Source organism: Paraflavitalea soli (assembly GCF_003555545.1).
GTDB classification, from domain to species: domain Bacteria; phylum Bacteroidota; class Bacteroidia; order Chitinophagales; family Chitinophagaceae; genus Paraflavitalea; species Paraflavitalea soli.
The window spans coordinates 5502841-5515668 of sequence record NZ_CP032157.1 but is presented as its reverse complement, the minus strand read 5'-3'; the positions used below and the strand labels follow the sequence as shown (position 1 = coordinate 5515668).

Sequence of the window (12828 nt, the reverse complement as noted above, 5' to 3'; positions counted from 1 at the left end):
ACGGCACATGCGTTTAAAATACGAATCCCTCTCTAGTTATAAACAGAGAGGGATTTTTCATTTAGCTTATGGCTATCAAAACTTGCCGTTCACTTTCTCCATCGCTGCAACAATGTAGTCATTGTACAGGTTGCCGATGCTTCCCTCATGGGTATGGTGTAGTTGCTTTTTGTAGTCGAAATTGAAAGTACCCTGCTCAATATCATTGCCCACCTGCTTGTAAGCATCGCGGAAGGGAATACCCTTGTTGACGAGTTCATTAACGGCTTCTACACTAAACAGGTATTTGTATTTGGCATCGTCCAGGATGTTTTCCGTTACGGACATACGGCTCAACATGAGGCGGGTCATTTGCAGGCAATCCTTCAGGGTCTCAATAGCCGGGAACAGGATCTCCTTGGTGAGCTGCAGATCGCGGTGGTAACCGGATGGCAGGTTATTGACCAGGAGGGTAAGTTCATTGGGAGTAGCTTGTATACGGTTGCATTTGGCCCTGATGAGCTCAAACACATCGGGGTTCTTTTTATGGGGCATGATGCTGCTGCCGGTAGTGAGCTCGGCAGGGAAGGAGATAAACCCGAAATTCTGGTTGATATACAGGCAGCAATCCATGGCCAGGCGACTGAGGGTTGCTGCCACGGCGCTGATACCGGTAGCTACCACGCGCTCTGTTTTACCCCGGCTCATCTGGGCATATACTGAATTGGCATTCAGGGCACCAAAATGCAGCAGTTCGGTGGTGCGGGTACGGTTGAGGGGGAAAGAAGAACCATAGCCGGCGCCGCTGCCCAGCGGATTCTTGTTGGCTACAGCATAGGCTGCGGCCAACAGTTCCAGGTCGTCGACCAAACCTTCAGCGTAGGCGCCTAACCATAGACCAAACGATGAGGGCATGGCGATCTGGAGATGGGTGTATCCCGGTAGTAAGTGTTGTTTGAATTTTTCGCTTTGGACGATCAGGAGGCCGAACAATTGCTTTACTTCTTCCTTCACGGCCAATATTTCAGCGCGGAGGTAGAGCTTAATGTCAACAGCTACCTGGTCATTGCGGCTGCGGCCGCTATGGATCATTTTACCGGCATCGCCAATGCGCTGGGTAAGCAGCAACTCCACCTGGGAGTGCACATCTTCTACGCCATCGGCAATCGCAAATTGTCCATCGGCAATCTCCTGTTGTATTTCTTGGAGGCCTTTTACAGCCAGCGCTGCATCTTCTTTACTCATCAACCCTACTTCACCCAGCATGGTTACATGAGCAATAGAGCCTTCCACATCATACTTCGCCAGCAGAATGTCGAACTCCTTGTCGCGCCCGACGGTAAACTTTTCTATCAGCGCAGATACGGAGGTGTTTTCTTTTTGCCACAATTTCATAATACCTGGTTTAAAAGTTGGATATATAATTGGATTCCTTCTCTGATCTCTTCCACATATATAAACTCATCGGCTGTATGGCTGCGGGCCGAATCGCCCGGGCCCATCTTGAGGGTCTGGAAAGGCATGAGGGCTTTGTCGGAGGTAGTAGGGGAGCCGTAATAAGATCTGTTGAGTGCGATGCCTGCCCGGGTAAGGGGGTGATCCAATGCAATGGAAGTAGAGCGAAGCCTGGTGCTTCTGGGTTGAACTTCACATTGTACCTGTGTGCGGATCACTTCCAGCACTTCTTCAAAAGTATACAACTCATTCACGCGCACATCTACCACAAATTTACACTGGGCGGGCACTACATTATGAGCCTTGTTGTCGGTTTCAATGACAGTAACGCTCATTTTAACGGGCCCCAGCAGATCGGATACTTTGGAGAATCGGTAATTGCGAAACCACTCTATATCGGCCAGCGCTTTATAAATGGCATTCTCCCCTTCTTCGCGGGCAGCATGACCAGCCTTGCCATGGGAGAGGCAATCCAGCACCATGAGGCCGCGCTCGGCTACCGCCATCTGCATCTGTGTAGGTTCGCCAACGATGCCGCTATCGATCACTATATGGGGTTGGTTTTCGGCCAATGCAGGTAGCAGGGCCTCTATACCATTGCGGCCGGATATCTCTTCTTCTGAAGAAGCTACCAGCAGCAGGTTGTATTTCAGGTCTGTTCTATCGTTGTAATACAGAAAGGTAGTAATGAGTGATACCAGGGGACCTCCCGCATCATTGCTGCCGAGGCCAAATAATTTACCCTCCTTTTCTATCGGCATAAATGGATCAAGGGTATATCCCTTATTGGGCTTTACGGTGTCGTGGTGCGAATTGAGGATGATGGTGCGTTTGGCCGGATCAAAATGCTTATTGACAGCCCATACATTGTGCAGATGCCTGTTGGCTTTGATATTGTTTTGCTGCAGGAATTGCTCCAGTATAGCGGCTGTTTGGTCTTCTTCTTTGCTGAATGATGGCGTGGCAATCAGTTGTTTCAGCAAGGCTATGGCCTGGTCCTGTAATATGGTGATCTGATCACTGCTCATTGATAATGGTTGTGCCGGATGATCCGGCAATTAATTGTTGAAGCTGCTCTGCTTTTCCGATGATCACTTTCTTTACGCCACTGTTCAATGCTGCAAAGGCATTATCCAGCTTGGGGATCATGCCTGCAAATATCTTTTGTGCTGCTTTTAATTGCTGGTAATAAGCGGGTGTAATGGAAGCTATCACGGTGCTGTCGTCGTTGGCATCCAGCAATACGCCGCTCTTCTCAAAAGAATAGATCAGCTCTACGTCATAATGTCCGCTCAATCCTTTGGCGGCTTCCTGGGCAATGGTGTCTGCATTGGTATTGAGTAGCAAACCTTGTTTGTCGTGGGTAATAGGCGCCAGTACAATGGCCAGATCCTGGTCCAGCAAGGATTTCAGGAGGGGGGCGTTTACGCTGTCAACATCACCTACAAATCCATAATCCAGGGTGGGATGTACCCGCTTGTGTGCCTGAATGGCATTGCCATCTGCACCACTCAGACCAATGGCATTGCTGCCGTGGGCCTGTAACCGGGCTACTATATTTTTATTGATGTAACCGGCGTAGACCATGGTTACGATCTTGAGGGTCTCGGCATCGGTGATCCTTCTTCCGTCCACCATTTGCTGTGGTACCTTCATTTCTTCTGCCAGGCGGGTGGCCAGTTTGCCACCGCCATGTACCAATATCTTTTTGCCTTTGAGGGCGGCAAAGGAAATGAGGAATGCAGCTAATTTGGCATCATCATCGATAATATTACCGCCAATCTTGACTACAAATAACTTTTCCAAGATCCCTGTTTAATGGTTTGCTTTTAATATCTCTGCCAATACTGCCTGTGCTGCCCATACCCTGTTGGAGGCCTCCTGGGTCACAATGCTGTTGGGACCATCCAGTATCTCATCGCTCAGCTCTACGTTCCTTCTTACGGGCAGGCAGTGCATTACTTTAGCATTATTGGTGAGGGCCAGCTTTTCGTTGGTCATCATCCAGCCAGGATCGTTGGTATAAATGCGGCCATATTCATGGTTGAAGGTGCTCCAGTTCTTCACGTATACAAAGTCAGCATCCTTCAGGGCTTCATTCTGATCATGTGTGATGGTAGCGCCGTTGGTAAACTGGGTATCCAGCTCATAATCTTCGGGGTGGGTGATCACAAAATCAGCCTGCCCCCAGGCGTTTACCCATTGGGAAAAGCTATTGGCCACACATTGGGGCAAAGGCTTCACGTGGGGTGCCCAGGTGAGTACGATCTTAGGTCTTTCCATCTGTGTCCACAAAGGGCCGCGTTCAACATTCATGGGGATGATGGAATTCTCCTGGATGGTGATAATATCTGTTAAACTCTGCAAAGGATGCAGGGTGGCGCTTTCCAGGCTCACTACGGGGATGCCGGCGTATTTAATAAACTGCTTGATGAACAGTTCGCTGTAATCATCATCACGGTTCTTCAAGGAGGGGAAGGTACGGATGGCCAGTATATCGAAGTACTTACCCATAATAGGGGCAGCATCTTTAACGTGCTCGACCGTGCTGCCACTCATAATGGCCTCTTCTTCAAATTCAAGTGCCCAACCTTCCTGACCTACATTGAACACGATGGCTTCCATGCCCAGGTTTTGCGCCGCTATCTGTGTGCTGAGACGGGTGCGCATACTGGGGTTCAGGAACAATAGCCCTATTCTTTTGTGCTTACCAAGGGATTTGTCTTTTAGCGGGTCTGCTTTATAGACTAAAGCCTTTGCTACGAGGTCATTGATGTTGGAAACATCGTGAACAGAAATAAAGTTTCTCATTTCCGTGAAGAACGTGTTTATGAATAATTATGAATAATGAGAAGTGATTTCACTTCTCACGTAGAAACTAGTGTGTGGGCACCAATGCTGCGATCTCTTCCTTTACGGCTTCTATAAACTCATTGGCATCTTTCTTACGCAAAGCCAGGGAAGGCAATAGGCGGATCACATTGGGTTTTGCTTCGCCGGTAAATATCTTGTGTTTCCACAGCAGGTTCTTCTTCAGGTCTTTCAGCTCTTCGGGCACATCAAACCCGATCATCAGGCCACGGCCTCTTACATTCTTCAATTCAGAAATTCCTTTCAGTTGCTGCATGATGTAGTTGCCTACTTCGGCTGCGTTGTTGAGCAGGTTTTCCTGTTCTATCACTTCCAGCACAGCCAGGGCAGCGGCGCATGCCAGGTGGTTACCACCAAAAGTAGTACCGAGCATGGAGTGTTTGGCCTGAATATGCGGGGCGATGATAATACCTGCTACAGGGAAGCCATTGCCCATGCCTTTGGCCATGGTATAGATATCGGCATTTACGCCGGCGAAATCGTGGGAAAAGAATTTGCCGGTTCTGCCATAGCCGCACTGCACGCTGTCGGCAATGAATACGGCGCCATGCTCATCGCAAAGGTGACGGATCTGTTGGAGGAAAGGAACGGAAGCTACATTGATGCCGCCAACACCTTGTATACCTTCAATGATCACGGAAGATATCTCACTGCCCTGTGCTCTGAAGCAGGCTTGCAGTGCTTCCTCATCATTGAAAGGCAGGAATATAACATTGTTGGTTTGGTTTACCGGCGCTACAATAGATGGATTATCAGTAGCTGCTACGGCCAGGGAAGTCCTGCCGTGAAAGCCTTTTGTGAAAGCGATGATCTTTTTACGGCCATTGAAGAAGGAGGCCAGTTTCAGCGCGTTCTCATTGGCTTCTGCGCCAGAATTACACAGGAACAGTTGATAGTCTTCTTTGCCGGATACCTTGCCCAGCTTGGCAGCCAGTTCTTCCTGCAAGGGAATACGGATAGAGTTGGAATAAAAACCTACTTTATTGAGCTGATCGGTAACTCGCTGTACGTAATGAGGATGCGTATGGCCAATAGATATTACGGCATGACCGCCATACAGGTCAAGGTATTGTTCACCGGCTGCATCCCATACATAAGAGCCTTTGGCCTTTGTAATGGTGATGTCGTTGATGGGATAAACGTCAAATAACTTCATGGAATACTAGTTTGAGCTGCGAGCTTCGAGCTATGAGCTTCGAGCAAAAGGCTCGCTGCTCGTGGCTCACAGCTCGTAGCTGGTATTTAAAAATAGTTAGCCTTCAGCTTCAGGCCAGCGCACTCCTCGAGCCCAAACAACAGGTTCATATTCTGCACAGCCTGACCGGAAGCGCCTTTCAGTAAATTATCTATTATAGAATGCACCACCAGTTTGGTGCCTACTTTTTCCAGTTGAATAATACACTTGTTGGTATTGACGGCCTGTTTTAAAAAGATCGGTTGTTTGCTTACGGTGGTAAATGGATGACCATCGTAAAAATCAGTATACAAGCTAACCAACTCCTGCTCAGTAAGGTCGCAATCGAGTTGTGAACTGATGAAAATACCGCGGGTGAAATCGCCTCTCCAGGGCACAAAGCTCACATCGATCTGGCTCTTGGGCTGTAATTGTAACAGTGACTCACCTATTTCGTTCATGTGCTGGTGATTCAATGTTTTGTAAGCCTGGATATTATTGGCCCTCCAGCTAAAATGAGAAGTCGCGCTGAGGCTTTGTCCTGCACCCGTAGAACCGGTGATGCCGGTGGAATAAACCTGGTCGAGCAAGCCAGCTTTGGCCAGGGGCAATAGACCCAGTTGAACAGCCGTAGCAAAGCAGCCAGGATTGGCCACATTAGAGGCTGTGCGGATGGCTTCCCTGTTCAGTTCGGGTAATCCATAAACAAAGCTCCGGGCTCCGAGCTTCGAGTTTTGAGCCAACCTGAAGTCCTGCGACAGGTCAATGATCTTGATCCTGGCATCGAAAGTGTTCTCTGCAAGGAACTTCTTTGCTTCGCCATGACCTACACACAGAAATACCACATCTACATCCTGGCTTAATTCTCCTGTGAATTGCCAATCGGTTTCACCAACCAGGTCTTCATGAACGGCATACACGGGTTTGCCTGCATTGCTGCGGCTATGAATAAAAGAAACAGCTACATACGGGTGATTAACCAATAAACGGATCAGTTCTCCACCGGTATAACCTGCTCCTCCAACGATACCTACTTTAATGTTCTTGCTCATACTGCTTGCTTTTTGAGCCAAATACCCCAATTCATTCTGCCTGCATTTTCTTCTGTATTCTGACTCCTGTATTCTGTATTCTACTTCTTATTCTCTTCCTTCACAGCGGTCCAGATCGAAGTCTGGTTGCCGAATATCTTGCTGAATCCACGTACATCATCACCGGTAAAGCCGGTATTCATTTCACCGTATTTACCAAACTTGCTGCTCATGAGATCGTACGGAGACTCGATGCCGATGACCTGGAAACGGTAGGGCATCAATTGTATAAATACATCGCCTGTGACTGTTTGCTGGGCATTCTCCAGGTAGGCTTCAATATCACGCATCACAGGGTCCATGATCTGTCCTTCGTGCAGCCAGTTGCCGTAGAACTGTGCCAGTTGGTCCTTCCAGTTCAGCTGCCATTTGGTGAGCACGTGTTTTTCCAGGGCGTGGTGTGCTTTCAGGATCACCATAGGGGCAGCAGCTTCAAAGCCTACCCGGCCTTTAATACCAATGATGGTATCGCCCACGTGGATATCACGGCCTACGCCATAAGGTCCGGCAATGGTTTGCAGGTATTGTATGGCTTCGGTGGGATGATCGAATGATTTGCCATCCACCGCTTTCAGTTCACCTTTTACAAAGCTCAGTTTTACTTCCTGGCTACCGGTTTGGGTAACCTGGGTAGGCCATGCTTCTTCGGGCAACATGCCTTTGGAAGACAAAGTTTCTTTTCCGCCAACACTGGTACCCCACAGACCTTTATTGATAGAATACATAGCTTTGGCAAAGTTCATGTTCACACCCTTGCCTTTGAGGTATTCGATCTCAGCTTCGCGGCTAAGCTTGAGGTCGCGGATAGGAGTAATGATCTCAACACCGGGGATCATGATGTGGAAGATCATATCAAAACGTACCTGGTCGTTGCCGGCGCCGGTGCTGCCATGGGCTACTGCATCCGCTTTCAGCTTTTGCACGTGCTCGGCAATATGTACAGCCTGGCTCAGTCTTTCAGCACTTACACTCAATGGGTAGGTATTGTTCTTTAATACGTTGCCATAGATCAGGTACTTGATAATGCGGTCGTAATAAGACTTCACGGCATTAACAGTAGTATGCGTCTTAACGCCCAGGTTATAGGCATGGGCCTCTATCTGTTTCAACTCTTCTTCGCTGAAGCCACCGGTATTAACGATGATGCTGTGTACTTCATACCCTTTGTCTTCACCCAGGTATTTAACACAATAGGAAGTGTCGAGTCCGCCGCTGAATCCTAAAACTATTTTTTTCATTGCTGTATTATGGTAGTTAATTGCTGAAGGTTATTTACTGTATTATTGCCGATTTTCTATTGCCGGTTCAGATCACAAGTTAAAAAAGTACTGCAGCAGTGATCTCCGCTTGCTGGCCTGTACCATTTTGGTGCTGTTGTCTTCCTTGTCTTTCTTCAGGAAAGGCTGCAGGAATTTCCACTGCTTGATACGCAGCAGGCGTTCCAGGATGCCTTTTTTCTCCTCGAAGAATTGTTTGGTCTCTTCCGGCTCGTAGTGATCCTTGGGATCGTAGAGCATGGCGGTACACATACAGTTCTTCCGTTCTTTGCTCATGAGGATCTCATAGTTTACACAGCTTTTACAACCTGCCCAGAAGGCGTCATCCTGTGTAAGCTCGGAATAGGTAACAGGTTCATAGCCCAGTTCACTATTGATCTTCATAACAGCCAGACCTGTAGTAAGTCCGAATATTTTGGATTCGGGATACAGCTTACGGCTCAGTTCGAAGATCTTTTTCTTGATGGCTTTGGCGAGTCCTCCCTTTCTGAATGCAGGGGCTACGATAAGGCCTGAATTGGCTACGTATTCGCCATGGCTCCAGGTCTCGATATAACAAAAACCGGCCCATATGCCATCCTGGTTGAAAGCGATCACTGCTTTGCCTTCCCGCATTTTTTGCTGGATGTATTCCGGTGATCGCTTGGCGATACCGGTACCCCGTGCTTTGGCAGAGGAAAGCATCTCGTCGCAAATGATCTGTGCGAAGTCAAGATGGGTTTCATTGGCTATAAGTATCTGGAACTGTTGTTGCGTTTCCATTGTTTGACAAGACTATAATGTGAAAAAATGCAGCAGACTGATTACTGCGAAAGACACGAATCCCGGGTTACGGGAGCATAGTTCCATGACAAAGGGGATACTATGGTAAAATGGTATCAACGTCGCACCCTAACGGGGACCGGGCGACTAACAAAATCTGTACGGAGCTGTACAGCAAAAACCCCACGCACTATAGTAATAACGCTTTGCGCTACTACATCAGCGAGTATTATGGTGAGATTTTTATGCATTTCTAATGGTGAATATTCTTTAACTCAATGCTTTTAACACCGCAAAGAAAACATTTTTTTAGGATGGGGGGGACTTTTTATTGTAAAATTTTAGCTAATTCCATAAAAACCAGCAAACAAGCGTTTGTGCCAGGGGCGGCGGGACGGCCTGCCGAAGCTGTAAAGGATCATGCTACCGGGCCTTCATCATTTGCCAATACTTGTATTGCCTTTTGCGCCGGGCAATGGATTGAGCAGGATAGCGCGCACAATATCAGGTCGTTGCAGCCTGATGAGGTGACCAGCATTAGGCAGGTAGATGAAGTTGGCCAGCTTTCCCTGCAGTATTTGTTTGGCAAAATCGAGGTTAGTCGGCTCGATAATATCGTCCTCACCTCCCTGCACCACCGTCACAGGTACTTTAAGGTTTTTCCACTCCGGCAGCAGCTTGCGCAGCTCTTCCACATGCGAAAACTTCTCGTCGGTGGCGCTCTTGATGAAGCGGGGAAACAACCAGTAAGGCGGTCCGCCATTGATAAAGGGATGAAACCACCAGAACTTTTCCTGGTCAGGATCGATGGCGGCCGCCAGCATCACCAGGTGGTTGTATTCCTGAGGGTATAATAGGGCCATCTTGCCCGCAATGGGCGCCCCATAAGAACTTCCCATTACCACACCGGGTTTATGGGAGCGGTTAAGCCGCATGGCTTCATGAATGGCCACAGCCTGGGTGGTGATGGAGGTCACTGCTTTGCGTTTGCCTTTAAACCGGGATTTGTTGTATCCCAGGCGGTCGACGGCTATTATGTGAAAATGCTGCTGCAGCAACGAATCATCTAGCAGGTTGCGGCTTCCATACCAGGCGCCCGGGGCGCCGTGGATCATCAGGAGGGGAGGAAGGGTGTCGGCGCCTGTGGTGGCACAGAAAAGGGATACAGAATCGTTGCGGATGGTGAAGTAGGTAGGCTTCACCGGTTTATGTTCGTAATATTTCCGTACCTCCCGGTTGGTCATGGTGAACCGGCTAAAACAGCCGGAACAGAAAATGCCGGTAAGCAGGAGGAATAAGGTAAATTTTACAGGCGTCATATTCCAAAACTAACAAATGACCCCGGCTTCTGTTGGGCAGGAAAGTTAAGGATTCATAAAAATGCCACTATTTTCTGCTCTACCTTGTGCAATGCCACGCCGGCATGGTACAAGGTACCATCTTTAATGACGGCATCGGTGGTTAAGCCGTCGTCGTCTACATAATCAATGTGATCGCCTGTGAAGGTATATTTACCATGGAAGGCATTCTTCTGGTCGCCCCGGGCCTCTACATAATGCCCATCGGGTAATAGTTCGTGCCGGATGTAGCCATTCCTGGTTATCCACACACCGACGTAAAATGGTGTTTCGTTCATGTATTATAGTTTTACTCCGTGTGTATTTTCAATGCCTGGTGAATGATCTCTGCCAGGTAATTACCTAGCAGCTCATACTTGAAAGTGTAATTGTTGTTTACCTCCACCAGCATCTTTTCAAACAACTCACGGAAATTGTTATCCTGTCCTGGATCTAAAAAATACACCGGGTTGACTTCCTTTCTAAACATAGGCAAGGCATGGAGCAGCGTTTGCATTTTGGCAGAAAGAAAGGCTGTATTGAACAGGCAAAAGAATCCCGTCGGTTTTGGAGGACAGGATCCTGTTGCCTGTGGCACCTGTGGGTTGTGAAAACACAACATGGTACCTGCTCCCGGTGTATTGCCGGCTATGAGGCTGATGGCGTAATAATCAGTTTGCCGTTGCTGAGGGGAAAAGATCCGGTTACGCTCTTCCAGCCTGAATACATAAAATTGTTTTGCATCATTCATGATCCTCTGTTCTGTGGCAGCGTTATGCTTCTACCGGTTGATGCTCAAAAGCGGTTGAAACGGTCACAGATTTCCAGGCTTCCAATTCTTCTTTGATAGAATTGATCTTGTTATAAGCCATGTCGTAGGCATCAGCGCCCAGGAATAAATGCAAAGGAGGATTTTGTGTTTCAGCGATCTGGATCATGGCGAGGGCTGCCTTATCGGGATCACCCAGTTGATTGCCATCCATGATGTTTTGGTGAAAAGCCTGTGATTCTCTTACCTCTTTATAGGCTTCAATGGGCTTTTCAGGAACATTAAGGGAACCGGCAGACAAAAATTGTGTTCTGAAATAACCCGGGGCCACTACGGTAGCATGGATACCAAAGGATTTGATCTCGGTTGCCAGGGCTTCTGTCAGACCTTCTACAGCAAACTTGGTAGCGCAGTAGATGCCAAAGCCCGGGAAGGTGCCGATAAATCCACCAATGGAAGAGATGTTGAAAATATGTCCTGATTGTTGCGCCCGTAAGTAAGGCATTACTTTGCGGATCACATTGAGGGTGCCAAATACATTGATGTCGAAATTCTTCCTGGCTTCTGCATCTGATAACTCTTCCAGCGAACCAGTCAGGCCATATCCTGCATTGTTGACGACCACATCCAATTGGCCGAACCGCACCACTGTTTCGTCGATGGCTTTCTGTATACTTGCTTCACTGTTGATGTCGACTGCCAGCGGCAGGAACTGATCGTGTTTGCCTACTGCATTTTTCAGGTCTTCCTTACTTCTGGAAGTAGCGGCCACTGCATATCCTTGTGCCAATAATTGCTGTACCAAAGAGAGACCCAGGCCTTTGGAGGCGCCGGTCACGAACCATACTTTACTTTGTTTCATAATTGATTTGTTTTGATAACACAAAGCTACGGTGCATACAGACCGTTACTGTTGTAGCATTCAAAGCAATAGTTACGAAATTCAAACAAGGCGCATCAAAGACAATATTAACGTGAGCAGGGACAGGCAAAAAAAATGCTGCACCTATAGTAGTGCAGCAAAAATAAAATGGACTAAGCGGGAACGCTTAAATACTTCTGAAGGCAGAAGGTGTAAGAGCTACCTGCTTTTTGAAAAAGTTATTGAAGTGTGCGGGTTCTTCAAAACCCAGGCAATAACTGATCTCGGAAATATTCCAGTTCGTATGTTTTAATAATGCTTTGGCTTCGGAGATCAATCGTTCAAAAATATGTTCTGAAGTGGTTTTACCCGTTGTTTCTTTAATGGCCCTGTTGAGGTGGTTAACGTGCACGGCCAGTTGCGTGGCAAAGTCGTTGGCCGACCGGAGAGTGAACCGCTGGGAAGGAGATTCGATCGGGAACTGTCTTTCCAATAACTCCGTAAACACGGCTGTGATGCGTGATTTGGCATTGGGGTGCTGGTAAATGGTGTCCGCAGGTTGTATCTTCAGGGCATAGTGAATGATCTCGGTAACATAATTGCGCAGCAGGTCATACTTATACATATAATCTGAACTGATCTCTTCCTGCATCTTTTTGAATATCTGGGATACTTGCTTGTCCTGTGCTTCATCCAATGAATAAGCCGGCTTGCCACCGGGAGCAAACATGGGAAATTCCTGGATACTGCCCCTTAGCTGTCCGCTAAAAAAGCCTTCTGTAAAAATGCAAAAGAAACCGGAGGCATTAACGGGACTGCATTCCAGGGAATAAGGAACGGTAGGGTTGAAGAACATGAGGGTGGTACCCCCTACCTCAATACTTTTATCAGCATAGTGATAAATATTGTTGCCCCGCATCATGCTGATCTTGTAAAATTCGCGGCGGCTGTATTTGGGAGGCGTTCCATTAGGTCCCACCGTATCCTCAATATTGAAAACATTAAAATGCCCGATGTCCTGTTTCAGGTTCTGTGGCAGGTGATTAAATTTCTTCTGGTAAAACTCCTCTAAGGTTTCTGTGTTTTTCATAATCCTTTAAAATTAGCAGTTGTACAATGATGGGGGGGCGGCGATTGTTTTACAAAGCTAAGGCGGGTTTGGGCTCCTGAAATTACGCTATTCAAACCGGTTATTGCAAAATTCAAACAATTGGGTGGCAGGACTGGTTCATACCGCATTAATAAAACAGT

At 47.7% G+C, this 12828-nt stretch carries 13 protein-coding genes; all 13 read right to left on the bottom strand.

The window, feature by feature from the left end:
* Positions 1-75 precede the first annotated feature (75 nt).
* Positions 76-1374, bottom strand: a complete 1299-nt coding sequence (gene argH / locus D3H65_RS20730; protein WP_119052146.1) for an argininosuccinate lyase — start codon at positions 1372-1374, stop codon at positions 76-78.
* The gene (locus tag D3H65_RS20725) at positions 1371-2462 is read right to left on the bottom strand and encodes a M20 family metallo-hydrolase (RefSeq protein WP_119052145.1); all 1092 of its coding nucleotides are present in this window, start codon (positions 2460-2462) and stop codon (positions 1371-1373) included. Before D3H65_RS20725 ends, argH begins: the two co-directional genes overlap by 4 nt.
* The gene (gene argB / locus D3H65_RS20720; RefSeq protein ID WP_211345526.1) at positions 2452-3240 is read right to left on the bottom strand and encodes an acetylglutamate kinase; all 789 of its coding nucleotides are present in this window, start codon (positions 3238-3240) and stop codon (positions 2452-2454) included. Before argB ends, D3H65_RS20725 begins: the two co-directional genes overlap by 11 nt.
* Positions 3241-3249: 9 nt before the next feature.
* Positions 3250-4245, bottom strand: a complete 996-nt coding sequence (locus D3H65_RS20715; protein ID WP_119052143.1) for a Rossmann-fold NAD(P)-binding domain-containing protein — start codon at positions 4243-4245, stop codon at positions 3250-3252.
* 67 nt (positions 4246-4312) lie between these two features.
* Positions 4313-5461, bottom strand: a complete 1149-nt coding sequence (locus tag D3H65_RS20710) for an aspartate aminotransferase family protein (protein WP_119052142.1) — start codon at positions 5459-5461, stop codon at positions 4313-4315.
* 86 nt (positions 5462-5547) lie between these two features.
* Complete coding sequence (gene argC / locus D3H65_RS20705) at positions 5548-6531, bottom strand: N-acetyl-gamma-glutamyl-phosphate reductase (protein ID WP_119052141.1); 984 nt, start codon at positions 6529-6531, stop codon at positions 5548-5550.
* Between the two features lie 80 nt (positions 6532-6611).
* A complete protein-coding gene (locus D3H65_RS20700; RefSeq protein WP_119052140.1) occupies positions 6612-7808 on the bottom strand; it encodes an argininosuccinate synthase in 1197 nt (398 codons plus the stop codon).
* 72 nt (positions 7809-7880) lie between these two features.
* The gene (locus tag D3H65_RS20695) at positions 7881-8609 is read right to left on the bottom strand and encodes a GNAT family N-acetyltransferase (RefSeq protein ID WP_119052139.1); all 729 of its coding nucleotides are present in this window, start codon (positions 8607-8609) and stop codon (positions 7881-7883) included.
* Positions 8610-9046: 437 nt separating this feature from the next.
* A complete protein-coding gene (locus D3H65_RS20690; protein WP_211345525.1) occupies positions 9047-9928 on the bottom strand; it encodes an alpha/beta fold hydrolase in 882 nt (293 codons plus the stop codon).
* A 53-nt stretch (positions 9929-9981) separates the two neighbouring features.
* Positions 9982-10245, bottom strand: a complete 264-nt coding sequence (locus D3H65_RS20685; protein WP_119052138.1) for an Atu4866 domain-containing protein — start codon at positions 10243-10245, stop codon at positions 9982-9984.
* 11 nt (positions 10246-10256) lie between these two features.
* Complete coding sequence (locus D3H65_RS20680) at positions 10257-10697, bottom strand: hypothetical protein (RefSeq protein WP_119052137.1); 441 nt, start codon at positions 10695-10697, stop codon at positions 10257-10259.
* Positions 10698-10719: 22 nt separating this feature from the next.
* Positions 10720-11577, bottom strand: coding sequence for an oxidoreductase (locus tag D3H65_RS20675; RefSeq protein ID WP_119052136.1), 858 nt, complete (start codon positions 11575-11577; stop codon positions 10720-10722).
* 187 nt (positions 11578-11764) lie between these two features.
* Positions 11765-12667, bottom strand: coding sequence for a helix-turn-helix domain-containing protein (locus tag D3H65_RS20670; protein WP_119052135.1), 903 nt, complete (start codon positions 12665-12667; stop codon positions 11765-11767).
* Between the last annotated feature and the right edge of the window lie 161 nt (positions 12668-12828).

Bases quoted from the DNA above. Each gene is read 5' to 3' on its own strand.
- argH (WP_119052146.1), bottom strand. From the start codon at position 1,374: ATGAAATTGTGGCAAAAAGAAAACACCTCCGTATCTGCGCTGATAGAA.
- D3H65_RS20725 (WP_119052145.1), bottom strand. From the start codon at position 2,462: ATGAGCAGTGATCAGATCACCATATTACAGGACCAGGCCATAGCCTTG.
- D3H65_RS20715 (WP_119052143.1), bottom strand. From the start codon at position 4,245: ATGAGAAACTTTATTTCTGTTCACGATGTTTCCAACATCAATGACCTC.
- D3H65_RS20710 (WP_119052142.1), bottom strand. From the start codon at position 5,461: ATGAAGTTATTTGACGTTTATCCCATCAACGACATCACCATTACAAAG.
- argC (WP_119052141.1), bottom strand. From the start codon at position 6,531: ATGAGCAAGAACATTAAAGTAGGTATCGTTGGAGGAGCAGGTTATACC.
- D3H65_RS20700 (WP_119052140.1), bottom strand. From the start codon at position 7,808: ATGAAAAAAATAGTTTTAGGATTCAGCGGCGGACTCGACACTTCCTAT.
- D3H65_RS20695 (WP_119052139.1), bottom strand. From the start codon at position 8,609: ATGGAAACGCAACAACAGTTCCAGATACTTATAGCCAATGAAACCCAT.
- D3H65_RS20690 (WP_211345525.1), bottom strand. From the start codon at position 9,928: ATGACGCCTGTAAAATTTACCTTATTCCTCCTGCTTACCGGCATTTTC.
- D3H65_RS20685 (WP_119052138.1), bottom strand. From the start codon at position 10,245: ATGAACGAAACACCATTTTACGTCGGTGTGTGGATAACCAGGAATGGC.
- D3H65_RS20680 (WP_119052137.1), bottom strand. From the start codon at position 10,697: ATGAATGATGCAAAACAATTTTATGTATTCAGGCTGGAAGAGCGTAAC.
- D3H65_RS20675 (WP_119052136.1), bottom strand. From the start codon at position 11,577: ATGAAACAAAGTAAAGTATGGTTCGTGACCGGCGCCTCCAAAGGCCTG.
- D3H65_RS20670 (WP_119052135.1), bottom strand. From the start codon at position 12,667: ATGAAAAACACAGAAACCTTAGAGGAGTTTTACCAGAAGAAATTTAAT.